The organism is Polynucleobacter sp. HIN9 (assembly GCF_030297635.1).
Classification (GTDB): Bacteria; Pseudomonadota; Gammaproteobacteria; order Burkholderiales; family Burkholderiaceae; genus Polynucleobacter.
Genome location: NZ_AP028140.1, coordinates 1085726 through 1101808 on the forward strand (window position 1 = coordinate 1085726; position 16083 = coordinate 1101808).

Here is a 16083-nt window from a genome sequence, read left to right on the forward strand (position 1 = left end):
CTAATAATCCTTAATTACGCCCAGAACTTTTTCATTTCTGGGAGATCTTGCATGCCACGATCGTAGCCGTACTTAATCGCGGGTGCCATGATGCCAGGATCCACTACGCTTAATGTCTTTCGACCAGGCAACATGCCAACCACAACCAATTTAGTCTTGGTACCACCAGCTTCCAAGTCTTTCACCTCTTGCAAAATGGTATTGGGTAGGTGATTGAGGCGCAAACCAGCCTTCTCTTGCGCAATCGTATCGGCCAAGGCAAATACCAAGGCGCGCCTCGAACCAGCGACGATATCGCAATGGGTTTCAGTGGAGCCAATCGTGCCATCCATGCAGACGCGATCTTTTACCCAAGTCGGGCCGGTCACCCCAGGGGCAGATGCGCTAGCAGCAACCGCGGTTGCAACTGGTACACCAGAATCCGGAGCAATCACTAAACGCTCGGCGGTGTAGCAATCAATCGTGGTGATGTACATCTTAGGCGGAATCTTTTTGAGATCGCCCAAAAATACTTTGATATTGGTCTCAAACTTATCCTGGGGAATTGATTTAGCTGCCATCGCTGCATGTCCAATCGCCTGGATGGTGGCGGGATTACCATCTTTGGCCTCAATACCCATCTTCATGACGCGCTCTTGACTGGGTGAGAACTTATTCGTTGGCACAAACTTGGCCATGATTTTGGGGTAATCGGCTAAGAGATTAAATTCAGCGGAGAATAGATCAAGACGCCCTCCTAATAAGGCACTACCCAGCAATGCGCCTGCTGAAGAGCCCACCACAATATCGGCTAAGCGCAAGTTGACACCATTCGTTAGCATGGCGTGGAAGTATCCTACTAAGAATGAGCTCATGTACTCCGAGCCACCACCCAATACGAGTGCTCGATCTTTACCTTTGCCCGGGGGGTTCTTGTATGGAATGGGATGTGCTAGTCCATCATTCCAGTTCGCAGTCGATGCCTGAATATTTTTAGCATCCTGCGCCTTCGCCTCGGCTACGGCTTTGCTACATGCATTACTGGTCTGCGCTAGTGCTGAGCCTCCAGTAACAGATGCGGCCACCCCGAGTGCAGAGCTTTGTAGAAATTGACGACGGTTCGATGATGTCATGCTGATCTTCCTGGAATATTAGTTTTGTAGATTTGGTTTTGAACTGCCTCTGGGAGTGGCTGACTCTCAGCAGCAGGAATCATGACCTCGATATACGAGGCGCAATCGCTGGTATTGGCTTTCTCAATCGCGGCATCGAGCTCTGCCACGGTGCTCACGCGGGCGGTGAACCAAGTGTTGCATCCCATCGCCCCGGGAATTTGTGCGTAGTTCCATTGGGCCAGATTGTCATATGATGGGCCAATCTCACTTAATACGTTCTCAACCCCATAGATGCCATTGTTCAATACAAAAATGATGGGCTTGATGCCATAGCGTCCCATCACCCCGATTTCATTGGCAGTGAGTTGATGGGAGCCATCACCCGTTACCAAGATGGTTCGGCCTTTGGTATTGGCCATGCAAATCCCTTCGGCGGCGGGGGTAGCCCATCCAATCGAGCCCCACAAGGTCTGGGTCTGGAAACCAACTCCGTCAGGTAAGCGCATCGGCGTGGTGTAAAGAACGCAGGTTCCGGTTTCAACAACTAGGACATCACCGCTTTTTAATAAACCCTGCAGACGGGGATAAAAATTAGCAGACGTCGTTGGATCAGATGGTTTGGTAACGGCAGGTGTTGTAGCAGGATTTAAGGGGTTAGATTGGGGACGGGCTTGGATCTTCTTGGTCACGCCTTGTAAGACATCCTCCATAGCAACGCCTGTAAAAATAGTGCTGCCCATACGCACAAACTGATCGCCAATGGTGAGTTGCTTGGCTGATGCGATGGTATCGGACCAGAAGGTGGTATTGAAGTCTTCAAAAATGATCCCGCCGATATCGAGGACCAGATCAGCCCCCTCCACCATCTCTTTCACTTGGCTGGGGCTGGACCCCGCGCCATTGTAGATACCCAAATAGCTGGGATGCGCCTCTGAAAGAGTGCCCTTATCCATAGGTGAGGTTGCAAACGGTATCTTGCTTTTATTTAAAAACTCGACTGCACTTGAGATGGTTCCATAGCGTGCCAGCAGTTGAGTGGGTAATGCCACAATGGTCTTGCTGGCCGCGATCTTGGTGATGATGAAATCAATTGCCGCTTCTAGCGAGGCAGGGTCGCTACTGGCCCGCTCAATATTGGCTAATAGTGTTCCCTTGACAGGTTTACCAATTACCGGCATCTTGGCGAGATCCATCGGTACTGTGATGTATGCAGGTGCACTCAGACGCAATGCTTCCCGAATCACGCGCTCCATCTCGGCAATCGCATTATCTGGTGTGAGATAAGCGGATACACAACAGGCTGCCTCTGAAAGATAGCGAAAGTTGTTATACACCCCATCCCCCAAGGTGTGGTGGGTAATCAATCCTTGACGCTGGATTTGCGTACTAGGCGCCCCAACAATATGAAAGATTGGCAAGCGCTGAGCCTTAGCTCCCATCACACCATTGATTGCACTCAACTCCCCTACTCCATAGGTGGTTGATAAGATGGCAGCCCCCTGAATTCGGGCATAGCCATCGGCGGCATAGGCGGCATTAAGCTCATTGGCACAGACGATCCACTCAACCCGATCGCAAGATTCAATCGCATCATCGAATGGAAAGGAATAGTCGCCTGGCACGCCAAAGACTCGGTCAATTCCTAAATCTGCTAAGCGATTAACTACATACTCTGCGACAGTTGGTGCATTTGAAGCCATAACCACTCCCAGTGCTTGATCTGAATTTGGCTATTGTAAGCAGACTCTTAATATGCCCCTTACCCATTTAGATAAGTTGGCATTGATCGTGTTCTTTCTAAACCCCGCCATTCAATTGACGGGGATTTTGATAAGTTAATTAAGTAACAGCGACTTTGCCCAGAGGTGGCTTTGGATAAAAACTAGGCTTTTGTTTCACCTGTTGAAATATAGGTAGCTTAGATAATAAACATCCTTGAACGATGAATACTAAGATTTTCTATTGTCTACATTGGTGGTTAGACGTTCAAGTAAATGAGCCTTAAAGCTGACTGCCAGCGGCGATAACTTTTTTCCCTGAAGACTCACAATATGCCAGTTCGATGACAATGGAAAGTCTTGAACGTTTAAGACCTTAATATCCCGATTTAGGCTATCCCCCAAGGAATGCATCGACAGCGCAGCAATGCCAAGATTCGCCGCAACCGAATTTCGTACTGCCTCATTCGTTCCAAGTTCAAGACGAATGTTAGGACTAAAGTGCTTCTTGCGAAAATACGCATCAACCGCCATACGCGTTCCAGAGCCACGTTCTCGCATGATAAATTTTTCTTGCTTTAGATCCTTAAGCTCAACGTTTTTTTTCTTGCTCAATGGGTGATTTTTGGCAGCAATGATGGCAATCGGATTTGACATGAAAATTTCATCGTCAATGTCTAGGTGCGATGGCGGCATGGACATGATGTAAAGATCGTCTTGATTGTTTTCAAGGCGCTGAACTACGCCATCGCGATTGAGCACCTCAAAGGCAATCTCAATATCCGGATGAGTTTTACAAAAATCGCCCAACATCTGGGGAATAAAGTATTTCGCGGTACTGACGGCAGCTACCTTTAAGCGCCCCTTGGTGAGACCCTTCATGAGCGCAATCTCTTGCTCAAAACTTTGCCATTCATCAAACATGGCACGAGCTGATTTAGCTAATTGCTCGCCAGCGTATGTCAAATGAACTTTTCTAGAGATCACTTCGAATAGCGGTTCTCCAATGTTCTCACCGAGCTCTTTGAGTTGCATCGAGGCAGTAGGCTGGGTGACATGCATCCGTCTAGCCGCCCCGCTGACACTTCCAGTCTCGACAAGGGCAAGAAATAAACGCAGTTGACGAAAGCTTGCATGCATAGATATTTATCTATATATAAATATTTAATTATCGATTTTACTTTATAAATAGGTCTGCCTATGATTTCTCAACTACAGGAGATTTCATGCAAAACCTACTCGACCCCGCGATCCTGTTCTTTGTCTTTGGCTGCTTTGCCGGACTAATTCGCTCAAATCTTGAAATCCCCCGCTCGATCGCCAAGTTCTTATCGCTCTATTTATTAATGGCCCTAGGACTTAAAGGGGGCTTCGCTCTGGCAAAAACTGGACTAAACCCAGAGATCGCATTGAGCCTTGCGATTGCCCTAGCCATGGCTTTCATTGTTCCAACGATTGGCTACTGGTTCTTAAAGGACCGGATTGCTAAGTTTGACGCCGCCGCAGTGGCCGCATCGTATGGCTCAGTCAGCGCAGTCACTTTTGTAACTGCCATTCAGTTTATGGAGCAGAGCCAACTGAATCCAAATGGCTATATGGCCATTGCTCTAGTGATCATGGAATCTCCTGCCATCATCATGGCAGTGTTATTGGCTAACATGTTGCGTCATGAAAACAATACTGCAGCAACCAGCAAAGAGCCCTCGCTAAAGAACATCTTGCACGAATCCTTTACCGATGGCGCCCATTTGCTCCTACTCGGATCGATGGCCGTCGGGTACTTCAGTGGTGAAGCAGGAAAAACCGTGATGCAACCTTTCTCTGGGGATTTGTTCAAGGGGATGCTCGCTTTTTTCTTACTCGATATGGGTCTGATGGTTGCCAAGAACTTCAAAGAGGCCAAAAGTAACTCATTGACATTAATCGCTTACGCATCAGTTAGTCCACTAGTTCATGCGAGCTTAGCATTAGGGCTTTGCTTGCTATGTGGCATCTCACTCGCTGACACCATACTACTCATGGTGCTATCCGCAAGCGCCTCCTACATTGTGGTGCCTGCGGTATTGCGGTACGCTATTCCGGAGGCAAATCCATCCATTTACTTTGGTCTCTCAATCGGTATCACCTTCCCTATCAATATCTTAGTTGGAATACCGCTATATGCTTGGCTGGCACAAACACTAGTCCGGGCATGATCATGAATCCATTCCTCCGACACTTGCCAAGAACGCTAAGCTCCATTCTTTGTGGATCGACCTAACATCATGACCATTAAGGTCACGATAGTCAGTGGCAGTACAAAACTTAACATCGTCGCCGAGTAGATGGGCAAGGCCTCATGATCCTTAGAAGCTAGGATTAAATAAGTGACATAGGCAAGATAGTAAAAGACAAAAAGACCGCCCTCCCATCGAGCAATTTCACGTCCAGATAAAAAGATGGGAATGCAGGCCAAGGAGACTGCAAACATAACCCATAAATCAAAGTGGACAACCGAGGGTGGAACCAGAATTCCAGAAGGGGCAAGAATGCCAGTAATTCCTAGGCAACCAATAATATTAAAAATATTGCTACCGATCACATTACCGACCGCAATATCTCGCTCCCCTTTCAAAGCGGCGATTACCGAAGTTGCTACTTCTGGCATCGAGGTTCCTGCAGCCACAATCGTTAGACCAATTACGGCGTCACTAACGCCAATGGTCTTGGCAATAGAGATTGCAGCACCTACAAACCAATCGGATCCCAAAACTAATAGGAATAATCCGATCAATACAAAAAGTAGATTGATCCAAATATTTGGTCTGGGTTTGACCTTATCTTGCATATCAAACTCTTTGGCGTACGAGTCTTGAGTTTGACTGGGTTCTTTCTTAGATTGGATGATCAAAAAAATCGTGTAAGTGATTAATAGGCTAATTAATAAAAGGGACTCATGCATCCCTAGTTTTTGATCCAGCAAAAGAGCAAATAGCAAAGCATTCAAACCAATTAAGATCGGTATTTCTTGTCGGATGATCTGGTAGTGAACAACTAATGGTGAAATTAATGCTGATATTCCTAGAATAAATAAGATATTGAATATATTGCTTCCAACGACATTGCCGACTGCCAAATCAGTTGATCCAGAAAGTGCAGCCTTTGCTGAAACTGCGAGCTCAGGAGCGCTAGTACCAAATGCTACTACCGTTAAGCCGATGATGAGTGGTGGAATACCAAAAAACGACGCAATTTGACTAGAGCCCCGAATCAATAGATTCGCCCCCACAACCAAAAGGATTAAGCCAGCAATAAAATAAAGGATGGTCACAACTTATTTTCACACAGATGTTGTGATAATGAATACGCAAAACTTCTCAGAGAGTTTTGTCTTAACTGATTTACGTTTGATATGACCCCTACTTAGAGCAAATAAACAAGGCCTACTCAGACTAATTAAATCGGTCTTTTAAAGAGAGATTTACCCTGCTTAATTGTTTCTAGCACCTGAATGTCTTTAATTTCATCGGGATTAACCTTTAATGGGTTTTTATTGAGAATGACTAAATCGGCAAACATTCCCTGAGCAATCATTCCCTTAGTCCCCTCTTCTTTGTATTGATAGGCAGCATTCGTTGTAAAACCCTGCAACGCTTGGTACGGCGTGATTCTCTGATCGGGGCCAAGAAGTGTGCCCTTCACTGTCTTACGATTGACTGCCGTCCACATGGAAAAAAGAGCGCTAGGTCCTGAGGATGGCGTGTCATTATGGATACCAATCCGCAAACCAGCGTTTTGAACCCACTTGAGAGGGTTATGATTGGCGGCTCGCTCAGGCCCAACAATTTGTTGATAAACATCGCCATACAGCCATAAATGATTAATCAGCATGATGGGCAATATCTGTTTTTCTTTAAATTGCTTGAGCTGATCTTGACGGGCAAACATGGCATGAGAAACCACGGTTCTGCGATTTTCAGTAATACCAGTCTCCTTGATTGCCTTATCTAAGGCAGCAAGGGTCATATCGATACCGGCGTCCCCATTACTGTAGGCAAAATATTGAATATTTTTCTCGTAAGCAAGCTTTGCGTAATGGTCGATGAGGCTTTGTGGGTTGTATGGAAAACCACGCCAATCTTTATCAAAGCCGGTGGTTACCAGGTACGGCTTAGTCATGTATGCCAAACGGAGTTGTGGTGCGCCATCGGTAGGCACCATCATGCCAGCCACCTTAAATCCTTGCTTTCCTTTGTTATACCTGCCAAAAGGATATTGTGGATTTGCTTTGAGTAGTTGATCCACCACATCGTAGGTTGGCAAGGCAATCAGATCAATTGATACGACTCCCTTTTCAATGGCTGTCTGCATTGACTGAATATCACTCACCTCAGCTTGATAGCTCTGGGCGGTCGTAAAACCATTCTCTAGATAGATCTTCTCTGCCTTTTGGTAAGTTTGGAAGGTCAAATCCTGCGAGTACTTGCCTACGGCTTGGGCAATAGCACTCAGATACGGCATACCAATCAATTCGCCGGTTAATTCACCAGTTTTGGGGTTAATTGGAATAAAGCCTGAGACTGCTTTGGTAGCTTTAGTTATTCCAAGTTTTTTAAGCCCGGCTGAGTTCGCAATCCCCGTTAGAGTCGAGATGTTCGCAATTAGTACTGGTTGACTCGGAAATGCCCGGTCCAAATCTGCTAGCGTCAATGGGCCATCGCTTAAGAGTGGGTCAGCATAACCAGTTCCAATGAGCCAGCCGTTTAATGGCTTACCCTCAGTCTTTAATCGCTGAATTAGTTGGGCTTTAGTCTTGGGAGGATTATCTGAAAAGTAGGCCAGATTAACACCCAAGGTATTTTGAGCGATCAAGGTAAAGTGTCCCCAGGAGTCAATAAAGGCAGGCAACATCGTGCGCCCATTTAAATCAACTAGTTTTGGACCCTTACCCGCGACTGTCATTGCCTTGGCTTTATTTCCCACATAGGTAATTTCATTACCTTGCACCACGACTGCTTCAACGTATTGAGGAGTGTCTCCCCTCATTGTGAGAATGTCACCATTGAAGTAAACCGTTGAGTTTTGAGCCGTTGCAACGGTTGAAAAAAATGCGAGCACAAGATAGATGATTTTTTTCATAAAAGAGAAATATGGGTTGAGGCTGTATGAATTAAAAGTATTTAACTGAGTTCATTGTACGTAGGCGCTATTACCGGCAGAGAAATATTGCATCGGGGACTGAGTCGGGCCAAGCTGTGAAAAGGCAGGCTACCCGCTAGTACACTGCCGACCAAACAGACCCAATCTTAACGCTGACTTTCTGGTGGAAAATACCACTTACCATTACGAATGGGTAAAAAATGTCCATCATCAATTCCAACCTCTTGCGAAATCAATAAATTGAGATTTTGATTCAATGCGAATAACAAGTCCCCGCTTAATTTTGGATTAACAGCAAGATTATTTAACTCGTCAGGGTCATTCACCAAGTCATACAACTCCACATCATTATTGGCAAGTAGCTGCTCAATGGATGTTGGTGTATTAAATTTTAACGGTGAAAAATAGCGTGTAAATCGATAACGGCCGTCATATAAGCTACGGATTGCCACTCGAGTATGAAAATTAGGTTGATTTTTTAATAAGTACTGAACTTTATCTTTATTCGAAACATTCCCAGCAAACATATAGTCAAAAGTGACTTCTGCCCACACTGGGCTTTGATAAGACAACATATCAAAATTAAACAAGCTGCCAATTCGGATGGAATCAGGTTTAGCCACCTCGGGGTTCGCAACTAATGAAGAAAAGTCTTTTCCCTTAAGCCCCTGAGAAGCTTTGGTTCGTGATGCAGAATCCTTACCCGTAAAACCAATAATCGTTGGTGTTAAATCAAGTTGAGACGTCACTGCATTACAGCTCTTGCCCCCAGCAAAAGCAGGATGCACAACGATGAGTGGTAAATGATTTTGCTCGCGATAGGCGTTGGTTCCCTTACCGCGCATTTGGTGAGCACCGCCAAGCTCCCCATGATCTGAAGTAAAAATTACAATCGTATTGTTCTCGAGACCTGAGTCTTTTAATGATTTAAGCACAAGCTCAACTTGTCTATCACAATCACGGATGCAATTAAAGTAGTAATCCAATAAAAGTCGCCAGCGACGATCCTCGTTGGGCCATTGCCCTAACATAACATCCTGAATGGTTTGATAAATGGAATGCGCGCGGGGGCGCCCCGGAGCGTTCAATGCTTGATTTCGAGACCGTGGCAAGGGATAGTTGGTCCAACTCGCCTTATAGATCTCACTATTTGGGGGCGGCAAGATTGGTACGGCATGTTTTTTTCCTTGCACTACCTGATTTGGCAAATCAGAATTAATCCACATTGCATCATGCGGATTAACAAAATTGACCGCTAGATACCAGGGTTGTTTTTTAGTACGCAAATCTTGCGCTGTGGTCCGAAACCAGCGATCCACAGTACTAGCAGTTGATTGATCAAAAGTGTACCCACCCTGTGGCCCATCGGTAATATCGCCCACACCAAAGTAATCAGCAAATCCATAGCTGGCGATGATCTTTTGGTACTGCTCAACCGGCGCTTTTGCGGGATCGGCCTGCTGATTTAAGTTATACGATAGATGCCATTTCCCTTGATAAGCAGCATGGTAACCAAGCTCGGCCAGACGACTGCCAATGGTTTTAACCTTGGTTGACATATCAGGCTGCCACAAATAATTCAAATTATCAAACACACCCGTTTCTTGAATATGCTGTCCGGTATAAATCACCGAGCGGGCTGATGAGCAAACACATGACGCTGCTTGATGGTTAACAAAACTAATTCCTCGCTTTTTTAAGGATTCTCTTGCGGGGACTGGAAATGGCCATTGAGGAAAAAAATGCTCCTGATCAACCAGGATGAAAAGAATGTTATAGCCAGCCGGTAATTGTTGTTGCTGGGAATTTTGAGATTGCAAAGTACTCGCTGCTGCTTTATTGGTAGTGGGCAATAATGAAGTGCCAAGTATCCCGGCACCAGCGGCTAAAGCATTACGGCGTGATGGATTTTCAATTGAACTCATTAGAGTAAATGTCTACTAATAAATAGAAGATTTGTGAATAGCGCAAGATTAACCTTTTTCCTCTGAAATGCAAAATTAAGATTCCAGCCTAATTTACCCTTTTTGTCTTTTGGATAATTTTTCATATGCTAATCTGTATTAAATAATATGAAAATCTCAACTCCCCTAACCCTACAAGGCAAATATGCGGCTTTGGTTCCGTTAGAGATGGCTCATCACGATGCCCTGTGCGATGCCGTCAGGGATGGCGAGCTTTGGAAACTTTGGTACACAACTATTCCAACGCCTGAGGGCATGGCAAAAGAAATAGAAAGACGCTTAGGGTTACAAAAAATAGGTTCGATGAATCCATTCTGCGTTTTGGATTCCAAAGGCAGTCCTATTGGCATGACAACGTATATGAATATTGACGAACATAATCGAAGAGTGGAAATCGGCTCTACTTGGTATCGCAAATCTGTCCAAAGAACTGCAATTAATACCGAATGTAAATTAATGTTGTTGACGTATGCTTTTGAGACGTTGAACTGTATTGCCGTTGAATTTCGGACCCATTGGTTTAACCACCAAAGTCGAAGTGGCATTGAAAGACTAGGCGCAAAATTAGATGGCGTCCTGAGAAGTCATCAACTAAATCGCCATCCTGATGCTATGAACAGCATCAGAGATACCTGTGTGTACAGCATTATTGCCAGCGAATTCCCTGCAATAAAAGCAAATCTTTCCTATAAATTAGCCAATACTTTCGAATAATTTCAACGAAATTACCGTGTTCTACGCCATTCTGATAAAACGTAATCTCGAATAAATTCACTTTCTTTTCTTGCGCAAACAATGCTTGTTTCATTTACAGATGGATCTAACAAACACTGAAGTCTAAGTACATCACCATTTTGGTCATAATTTGGTAACCAAGCACCCCAAAAGAATCCTAGAGACTCTACATCACTTATTGATTGGCTCGCTAAGGGATCGCTCAATGGAATATCGATGTAAATTACTGGATGATTTTCAGTTCGCAGTACATCCATAAGGCTTTCAATTCTTCTCAAAAAATCCTGGCCAATTTCCCTTACTTTGATAAATGATGGCTTTCCTTCTGGGGAATGATGGATACTTAAGTTTGATAGATCAACGGATTTATTCAAGGTGGCTTGACTAATCAGTTTTCTTTTAATTCCCGTATGCCTCAGTAAGTCCTCAAAAAAGGATGTGTGATGTGGGGAAACATATGCCAAAAAATTACCTTTATCTTGAATATTTACGTAGCATGGAATAAGGGAATGTCGTGCATCATCAACATTTTGCAATCCATCCATATGAACAGACTTAGGTTGTCCGTTTATTAATAATCCAGTTTCTATACCTCCCAGGGAGATAATTTCTAATTGACTATAGGGGTGATTAGTAACGCAGGCCGCCCAAAAGCCCTGTAAACCAATTAATTGGGCATGTTTTTTTCGCTCCTTTGCCAACATATCAGAAAGATGTTTTCCTCGATAATCAGGATCAACAAATAGCTTTCCAGCCTCCGGAACTTGATCTAAGGGATGTTCATAACTAAGGGCGCAATGTCCGGCAACCGACCCCTGGGGAGAGATTGCTATGACTGAGTGCATTAGCTGAGATTGGATCAAATTTTTTACCTCATCGACCTGATACATCTGCGGATTAGGATAACTATTACCGTAGCAACGAGTTAGTGCCTCGATAATTGCTTTTGCATCACTTGGTTCTGCAGGTCTGATTAAAAAACCATCGGTTGAATTTGAATTCATTTGGATCTCTAATTAAACAGAATGAATACCCTACTTGCTACGACAAGGCCATTTTTGAGCCATCGCATCAAAAGTTAATGAAGCAAAAGCCTCGCCTGCCCTATTTGATTGAGTGGCAATATAGTTATTTACTACTCGAATGCGTTCTTTAATATCTATATCCTTAGGAACACAAATTTTTTTATCGTAATGGGCATTATCTTCAACCCCCAAAATAATACCGACACACAGGCCTTGGTTAAAGCCAACGGCCTGTTGCTTATCATCTAATAATTGATTACAAATTGGAGTTAATCTGCCTGTTGTGAGATTGGGTATCGGCATGGTCGAAGATTGAGCTAGTACGCTCACGGGTAGCAAAACTGTGATTAGAAATAGAGTAAGAGTATTCATATACCTGTTCAATTCTTTAGATTAACAAAAAATCTATAAACAGATGAATTGGCCTGCCCAGCAGGAGTCGAACCTGCGACCTACGGCTTAGAAGGCCGTTGCTCTATCCAGCTGAGCTATGGGCAGTTGGGATAGCTGATTTTAATGGACTATCCCCTGCCTTGGGCTCTTTTGGGCAATTTATTAAACTCCTGTTATAAATAGTGTTTTCATAACAAAAACTGTGTTGGAGATTTCATGAAATTCCTCAAATCCTGGCTTTTATTGGTTGGTTTAAGCCTGTCCGTTTCCTCATTTGCTCAGTTCCCCGCTGATGTGGGCGACGACAAGTATCAACCCCGCTTGGGTCAAGAAGGCAAGGATGTCATCTGGATGCCAACTGGCAATGAGCTCGTTACTCAAATGCTCAAGACCGCCAAAGTAGGTCCCAATGATTTGGTCTACGACCTCGGTGCCGGTGATGGCAAGATTGCGATTGCTGCAGCCAAAGAATTTGGTGCCCGTGCTGTAGGTATTGAGTTCAATCCCGATATGGCAGCCTTTGCCCAACGCAATGCCAATCGTGCAGGCGTTGGTGATCGTGTGAAGATCATTAATGGCGATATCTTCAAAGAAGATTTCAGTAAAGCAACTGTAGTGACTCTTTATTTGTTGCCTGACCTCAATTTGCGTCTGCGCCCCACCATCTTAGCTATGAAGCCCGGTACTCGCGTGGTCTCGCACGCATTCACGATGGGTGATTGGGAAGCGGATAAAGAAATTGATGTGGGCTCCAAGGGTTACTTCTGGGTGGTTCCTGCCAATGTGGCTGGCGAATGGCAACTCGACGGTTTTGATGTAAACGGCAAAGGCACCCTGAGTTTGTCGCAACGTTACCAACGCATTGGTGGCAATCTCACCATCAATGGCAAATCACAACCGATTCTGAATCCAACTCTCGAGGGCGATAAACTGAGTTTTGGTTATCTTGATCGCAAGAACAATTTGCATACAGTCAAAGTAACAGTCAATGGCTCTCAGTTAAAAGGCGAAGACAAAGGTAGCACAACGTTTGCTGAAGTAACCGGTAAGCGTCGCTAAGTCCTTGTAGATGGCAAGTTCTCAAGGCGCTAGCAATAGCGCCTCTCCTCAACGTTTGCTCAGCCCCCTAGGGGCTGTTGCCATTATTGTGGGCATCGTCATTGGTGCCGGCATCTTCAAAACCCCATCGATGGTAGCCGGTATCACTGGTGATGTTGGTTGGGCAATTACGATTTGGATCGCTGGCGCACTCATCTCATTGATGGGCGCCCTTTGCTACGCTGAGCTTGCTACCCTCTATCCTCATGCAGGCGGTGATTACCATTTCTTGACCCGTGCGTATGGCAAGAACGTCTCGTTCTTGTATGGCTGGGCCAAAGCGATGGTTATTAATACTGGCTCGATTGCATTGCTAGCCTTCGTCTTTGGTGACTATATGACCAAAGTGTTGCCTTTGGGAGCTCACTCCTCCCTCTATTGGGCATTCTTGATTGTGATTGCACTTACGCTCATTAATTTGATTGGTATTCATGCGTCGGCTAATGTGCAAACAGTACTGACTATTTTAGAGGTGACTGGTTTAGTCGCCATCATCATCGCTGGCTTTGGTTTATTCGGTAATACTCCACCCCCCGTTGATAACCCACCCTTATTTAGCAATACCCCGCAACTCGGCATGCTTGGCCTGGGGATGGTCTTTGTCTTACTCACCTTTGGCGGTTGGAACGAATCCGCCTACATTTCCGCTGAACTCAAGGGCACTAGCAAAACGATCGTGAGCGTGATTGTGATTAGCCTGGTGGTGATTACCATCATCTACTTACTGGTCAATATTGCTCTTATTAATGGACTAGGCCTGAAAGCGTTAGCCAGTAGTAAGGCGGCTCCTGCTGACTTATTAGGTTTGGTCTTTGGCCCCGTCGGTGAAAAATTACTCGGTTTGTTTGTGGCAGTTGCAGCGCTAACTAGTATTAATGCCACCATGATTGTGGGAGCCCGCACCAACTACGCAATGGGTGAAGACTGGGATGGCTTAAGCAAAATGGGCAAATGGGAATCCGCCCGTGGCACCCCCACATTTGCATATCTAGTTCAGGGTGTCATCAGCCTGGCTTTAGTTGGCTTTGGTGCTTTGCAAAGTGATGGCTTTGAAGCCATGGTGGAATTTACTGCCCCAGTGTTTTGGACCTTCTTGTTACTGGTTGGCCTTGGCTTATTTGTATTGCGGTTTAAAGACCGCTCTCCGCGCCCCTTTAGCGTACCTCTCTACCCCATCACACCACTGATCTTCTGTGCCTCATGTGCCTACTTAGCCTATTCGAGCATTATGTATGCCCACAGCAAAGGAGCAGTCGAGATCTCCTTCTATGTGATGCTGGCAGGCTTAGTTGCTCTCCTTATTCTGCGGTTACGGAAGATCTCTTAGGTCATTGAACTGACATCTTGCTCTGTAAACTAGAGCTTTTGTGGATGTGGTTCATGCGTTTGTCCGGGTTCATTCATAGCGCTTTGCTGATACTGGTCTTGGCTGGATCGCCAAGACTTGGTCATGCATTTGAGCCCTTGAATACCGATGATGCAGGCACGATTGGTAAAAGTGTCAACCAGATCGAGCAATACTTTTACGTTCTGCACAACAATACGCCAGGTAATCCTGGTAGCGTCGCCACTCCTGGCGAGGAGTTCCGGGGGCTTGGTAATGCCAAGGCATTTCCATTTACCTATACGCACGGCATCTCCGATACGACCGAGATCGCATTTTCAACGACCTACTATGCAACGCCGCGTGGATCGTACTCACCATTCTCAAACAACATTGTTTCCTTGAAATGGCGCTTCTGGGGCGATGGTCAAACGGGTCTTGGAATGGCAATTAAACCGGCAATTACCCTGCCAGCGAGCACCTCGCAACAGGTGCAAGGCTTAGGTCTGGCAAAAACCAACTATGAGATCAATTACATCATCTCCTACTATTGGGAGCGCATTCAGGTACATACCAATATTAGTTATGCCCGTAATCCCTACAACACCAACTATCCCATAAGCGGCACATACAGTCCGTATCAAATCAATTTGGTATCGGGTTCTATTGCGCCTGTTTGGATTGTGAACTCATGGCTTAAGCTTGCTTTAGATATTGGTAGCTCGATTGATACGTCCCCAAATGCAGCCGCAGTCAATGACTATGGAATGGTGGCGGCGATATTCTCGGTGAGCAAGAATGTGGATATTGGCCTGTCTTATCTGCAGAGCAGCACCACACCCAACAATGCTTGGACTAGCAAAGGCATTACATCCGACCGTAGCGAGGTTGGTGTAACGTGGCGTTTTTGAGGGGGTTACGAGCGTATCAAGAGAAAAGTGGTCGGAGTACAAGGATTCGAACCTTGGACCCCCTGCTCCCAAAGCAGGTGCGCTACCAGGCTGCGCTACACTCCGACAGACTTCTATTATAGCCTGACTGGGCTCTGAGCGCCCTCCTACAATAGGGGGGCTTGACAGCTCAGGTAGTATTGACGATATGCCTTCTTTATTGCACCATCGCCTCATTACCCCGGATACCGCGCCCATCAAGCGCTGGGTGATGCTTGGCTTGGTGCTGCTGAGCCTCTTAAGTACTCAATGGCTTGGGTTGGTTCACCAGATTGGGCATCAAGAATTTAAACCATCGGTAACTCTACAGACCCATGAGTCCCATGCCAGTTGCGAGAGCCATGATCACTCAATTTTTGCTTTCCTGGGTCATGAAGATCATTCGGTCGAGTGCCAACTATTTGATGCGATCACCCTCGCAGGTCTCATTACCAGCAGTCCAATTCAGTTGGTTGTTCCAAATGGTTTTAGCCAATCACTCTTTGGCTTTGTTAAACAAGTTAGTGCATCCCGCACTCACGAGCCCTATCAATCTCGGGCACCTCCGCTCAATACCCTGTAATTTTCTTTGGCTGATTGGCTTTCACAGGTCAATCCGTGCGTATTAATCCCTCGTAAAAGACGAAGGGGTATTTAGAGGTAT

At 45.5% G+C, this 16083-nt stretch carries 14 protein-coding genes and 2 tRNA genes; 6 read left to right on the forward strand and 10 right to left on the reverse strand.

Going from position 1 to position 16083, the window contains the following annotated elements:
* Positions 1-14 precede the first annotated feature (14 nt).
* The 3 genes from QUE62_RS05720 to QUE62_RS05730 all read right to left on the reverse strand — a co-directional run bounded on the left by QUE62_RS05720 (position 15) and on the right by QUE62_RS05730 (position 3952).
* Complete coding sequence (locus tag QUE62_RS05720; protein ID WP_286261035.1) at positions 15-1112, reverse strand: patatin-like phospholipase family protein; 1098 nt, start codon at positions 1110-1112, stop codon at positions 15-17.
* The gene (locus QUE62_RS05725) at positions 1109-2794 is read right to left on the reverse strand and encodes an alpha-keto acid decarboxylase family protein (RefSeq protein WP_286261036.1); all 1686 of its coding nucleotides are present in this window, start codon (positions 2792-2794) and stop codon (positions 1109-1111) included. Before QUE62_RS05725 ends, QUE62_RS05720 begins: the two co-directional genes overlap by 4 nt.
* Before the next feature lie 249 nt (positions 2795-3043).
* A complete protein-coding gene (locus QUE62_RS05730; protein WP_286261038.1) occupies positions 3044-3952 on the reverse strand; it encodes a LysR family transcriptional regulator in 909 nt (302 codons plus the stop codon).
* An 86-nt stretch (positions 3953-4038) separates the two neighbouring features.
* Between QUE62_RS05730 and QUE62_RS05735 the strand changes: the two genes are divergently transcribed.
* The gene (locus QUE62_RS05735) at positions 4039-5007 is read left to right on the forward strand and encodes a sodium-dependent bicarbonate transport family permease (protein WP_286261040.1); all 969 of its coding nucleotides are present in this window, start codon (positions 4039-4041) and stop codon (positions 5005-5007) included.
* A gap of 35 nt (positions 5008-5042) precedes the next feature.
* Here QUE62_RS05735 and QUE62_RS05740 read toward each other — a convergent pair whose 3' ends face one another.
* The 3 genes from QUE62_RS05740 to QUE62_RS05750 all read right to left on the reverse strand — a co-directional run bounded on the left by QUE62_RS05740 (position 5043) and on the right by QUE62_RS05750 (position 9876).
* Positions 5043-6122 carry a calcium/sodium antiporter gene (locus QUE62_RS05740; RefSeq protein WP_286261043.1) on the reverse strand — a complete coding sequence of 360 codons (1080 nt, stop codon included), beginning with the start codon at positions 6120-6122 and terminating at the stop codon, positions 5043-5045.
* 125 nt (positions 6123-6247) lie between these two features.
* Complete coding sequence (locus QUE62_RS05745; RefSeq protein WP_286261045.1) at positions 6248-7930, reverse strand: amidohydrolase; 1683 nt, start codon at positions 7928-7930, stop codon at positions 6248-6250.
* A gap of 167 nt (positions 7931-8097) precedes the next feature.
* Positions 8098-9876 carry a sulfatase-like hydrolase/transferase gene (locus QUE62_RS05750; protein ID WP_286224940.1) on the reverse strand — a complete coding sequence of 593 codons (1779 nt, stop codon included), beginning with the start codon at positions 9874-9876 and terminating at the stop codon, positions 8098-8100.
* A gap of 147 nt (positions 9877-10023) precedes the next feature.
* Between QUE62_RS05750 and QUE62_RS05755 the strand changes: the two genes are divergently transcribed.
* Complete coding sequence (locus tag QUE62_RS05755) at positions 10024-10629, forward strand: GNAT family N-acetyltransferase (RefSeq protein WP_286224941.1); 606 nt, start codon at positions 10024-10026, stop codon at positions 10627-10629.
* 11 nt (positions 10630-10640) lie between these two features.
* Here QUE62_RS05755 and QUE62_RS05760 read toward each other — a convergent pair whose 3' ends face one another.
* The 3 genes from QUE62_RS05760 to QUE62_RS05770 all read right to left on the reverse strand — a co-directional run bounded on the left by QUE62_RS05760 (position 10641) and on the right by QUE62_RS05770 (position 12173).
* The gene (locus tag QUE62_RS05760) at positions 10641-11654 is read right to left on the reverse strand and encodes a GNAT family N-acetyltransferase (RefSeq protein WP_286224942.1); all 1014 of its coding nucleotides are present in this window, start codon (positions 11652-11654) and stop codon (positions 10641-10643) included.
* 30 nt (positions 11655-11684) lie between these two features.
* The gene (locus QUE62_RS05765; RefSeq protein WP_286224943.1) at positions 11685-12047 is read right to left on the reverse strand and encodes a Rap1a/Tai family immunity protein; all 363 of its coding nucleotides are present in this window, start codon (positions 12045-12047) and stop codon (positions 11685-11687) included.
* A gap of 49 nt (positions 12048-12096) precedes the next feature.
* Positions 12097-12173, reverse strand: a tRNA-Arg gene (locus QUE62_RS05770).
* Positions 12174-12284: 111 nt separating this feature from the next.
* Here QUE62_RS05770 and QUE62_RS05775 point away from each other — a divergent pair.
* Genes QUE62_RS05775 through QUE62_RS05785 form a run of 3 tightly spaced genes read left to right on the forward strand, consistent with a single transcriptional unit; the run spans position 12285 to position 15401 of the window.
* On the forward strand, positions 12285-13127 hold the full coding sequence (locus QUE62_RS05775) for a methyltransferase domain-containing protein (protein ID WP_286261046.1): 843 nt from the start codon (positions 12285-12287) through the stop codon (positions 13125-13127).
* Between the two features lie 10 nt (positions 13128-13137).
* Positions 13138-14493: an APC family permease gene (locus QUE62_RS05780; RefSeq protein WP_286261048.1), complete on the forward strand. Its 1356-nt coding sequence runs from the start codon at positions 13138-13140 to the stop codon at positions 14491-14493.
* A 53-nt stretch (positions 14494-14546) separates the two neighbouring features.
* Positions 14547-15401: a hypothetical protein gene (locus QUE62_RS05785; RefSeq protein WP_286261050.1), complete on the forward strand. Its 855-nt coding sequence runs from the start codon at positions 14547-14549 to the stop codon at positions 15399-15401.
* Between the two features lie 28 nt (positions 15402-15429).
* On the opposite strand, the gene QUE62_RS05790 is transcribed toward QUE62_RS05785, so the two are convergent.
* Positions 15430-15506 (reverse strand) — tRNA-Pro (locus tag QUE62_RS05790).
* Positions 15507-15588: 82 nt separating this feature from the next.
* Here QUE62_RS05790 and QUE62_RS05795 point away from each other — a divergent pair.
* Positions 15589-16002: a hypothetical protein gene (locus QUE62_RS05795; RefSeq protein WP_286261052.1), complete on the forward strand. Its 414-nt coding sequence runs from the start codon at positions 15589-15591 to the stop codon at positions 16000-16002.
* Positions 16003-16083: the final 81 nt, after the last annotated feature.